The 2149-nt window shown below is 65.1% G+C and carries 2 protein-coding genes and 1 pseudogene; all 3 read left to right on the top strand.

Features of this window, described 5'->3' with window-relative positions; genetic code table 11:
• A partial coding sequence (locus tag MOV74_RS36695; protein ID WP_246932215.1) for a DUF1501 domain-containing protein occupies window positions 1-513 on the top strand: 513 nt, incomplete at its 5' end.
• Between the two features lie 280 nt (window positions 514-793).
• On the top strand, window positions 794-1855 hold the full coding sequence (locus MOV74_RS36690) for a serine hydrolase (RefSeq protein ID WP_246932213.1): 1062 nt from the start codon (window positions 794-796) through the stop codon (window positions 1853-1855).
• A gap of 159 nt (window positions 1856-2014) precedes the next feature.
• Window positions 2015-2149: pseudogene (locus tag MOV74_RS36685) on the top strand (septal ring lytic transglycosylase RlpA family lipoprotein); the annotation flags it as partial.

Here is a 2149-nt window from a genome sequence, read left to right as displayed (position 1 = left end):
GCCTACTTTGCGGAAGCCGCCGGCACCGCCGCGCGCTATCTCGCCAAGCCCGACGGTCCGCGCGTCGGTGCCATGGGCTTCGTCGGCTGGGACACGCATATCGCCGAAGGCGCGGCCTCGGGCCAGCTCTACAATCTGCTCGGGGCGCTCGACGGCGCCTTCGCCGCGATCGAGAGCAACATGGGTGAGGCTTGGCGCGAGACCGTGGTGGCCGTCGTCACCGAGTTCGGTCGCACCGCGCGGATCAACGGCACGCAGGGCACCGATCACGGCACGGGTACGGTCGCCTTCCTGATCGGCGGCGGGCTTGCCGGCGGTCGCGTCATTGCGGACTGGCCCGGGCTGAAGCCGGCGCAGCTGTTCGAGGACCGCGACCTCAGGCCGACCACTGATCTGCGCGCCGTGCTGAAGGGTCTGCTGCGGGATCATTTGCGCCTCGAGGAGAAGGTTCTCGCCGAGACGGTCTTCCCCGGCAGCGCCGACCTCAAACCGATGGGAGGCCTCGTGGCCTAGAGAGCGATGTGCACGCTGACGCAACGCGAGCTCGATTTCCTCGCCAGCTTGAAGACGAGTTGGCGAAAGCTCTATTGGCGCGAATTCGCGCGCATCCTCAGGGAATATGCCGAGTCGGGCGAGGCTCGTGCCGAAATCTGCCGGGCATCGGAGGGAATGTAAGCGAGAGGCTTGAATGAGGCGGCGCCAATTCATTTCGCTCATCGGGGGAGCCGCACTGGCGCCGCTTTCGGCGTTGCCGGTCGGCGCGAACCCGTCCGACGGCTGCGGCGGTCCGCTCGTGCGGGACGACGGCTGGCCGGTCGCCGTCGATGACAACAGTCTCGTCAATCGCGAGGCGCTGTGCCGGATGGCCGATCGCCTCGCCTCGAGCGATGCCAACATCCATGCCGTGCTGGTCGCCCGCAATGGCAAGCTGGTGTTCGAGCACTACTTCAGGGGAGCGAACGAGATACCCGGTCATATTTTCGGCCGCCGCGTGGAGAACGTCGCCTTTGACGCCGATACGCTGCACGACATGAAATCGGTGTCGAAGAGCGTTGCGTCACTCGCAGTCGGGATCGCGATCGACCGGGGGCTGATACGCAGCGTCGACGAACCGATCTTCAGTTTTTTTCCCGAGCTGTCCGGCTTGCGCTCCCCCGAAAAGGACCGCATCCGGCTGGCACACGCGCTCACCATGTCGATGGGGCTGAAGTGGATCGAAGCGACGCCCACAACGGGAGACGATGACAACGACGAGGCGCGCATGCATATGGCATGGGATTCGTGCCGTTATGTTCTCGGTCTTCCAATGACTGCCGCGGCGGGAAAGGAGTTCTTCTATAACACCGGCGCGCTCACGCTGGTGTCGGCCATCATCCGCAAGGCGACCGGACGTCCCCTCGATGAGTTTGCGCGTGAGAATTTGTTCGAGCCTCTGGGGATCACCGGCACGGCGTGGGGGCGGTACAGGGGGGATACCGACGCCGGAGGGGGATTGCGCCTGCGGCCACGCGACATGGCCAAGATCGGCCAGCTCGTCCTTGCGGGCGGCCGCTGGCACGACCGCCAGATCGTTTCCAAGGCATGGATCGACGCCTCGACGGCAGAGAAGATCAAGGCGACTGACGATCAATCCTACGGATATTTATGGTGGCGTGGCCAGGCGCGGCTCAACGACCGGAAGGTGAACTGGATCGGCGCGCTTGGTCGTGGCGGGCAGTCGATCCGCATCGTCCCCGAACTCGATCTCGTCGTCGCGGTGACCGCGGGTTATTATCAGGACTACAGCCCGCAAGCGTTTCGATTGCAGTTCGGCGTATTCCGCGACGCCTTGCGCGCGGTCCCGCCACCGGCCTGAGCTGAGCCGGTCGCCCTCTCTGTGCCGATTCAGGACAGGGACTGTGATGGAATCGTCACAACTGACGCGAAACGGCGGCGGCCCCAGGCCTGCTGTTGTTCCGACAAGGTTCTGCCCTCATTGCGCACCGAAAATCGGGGCCATTCGGAGGGGCGTACCATGTCTCGCATTGCACGTGCCGAAGCTGCCCGGATTTCCTTCGCAACCTCGTGCCGGCTGTTGCTCGCCATCGCCGGCGCCGCCTCGCTTGCTGCCTGCGCGCAATCGCCGGTCGGCCGCCAGAAGGCCGATCTC

Origin of the sequence: Bradyrhizobium sp. SHOUNA76, assembly GCF_023006445.1 — a bacterium.
GTDB lineage: Bacteria > Pseudomonadota > Alphaproteobacteria > Rhizobiales > Xanthobacteraceae > Bradyrhizobium.
The sequence above is the reverse complement of the archived record's forward strand: the minus strand, read 5'-3'. Positions and strand labels throughout refer to the sequence as shown.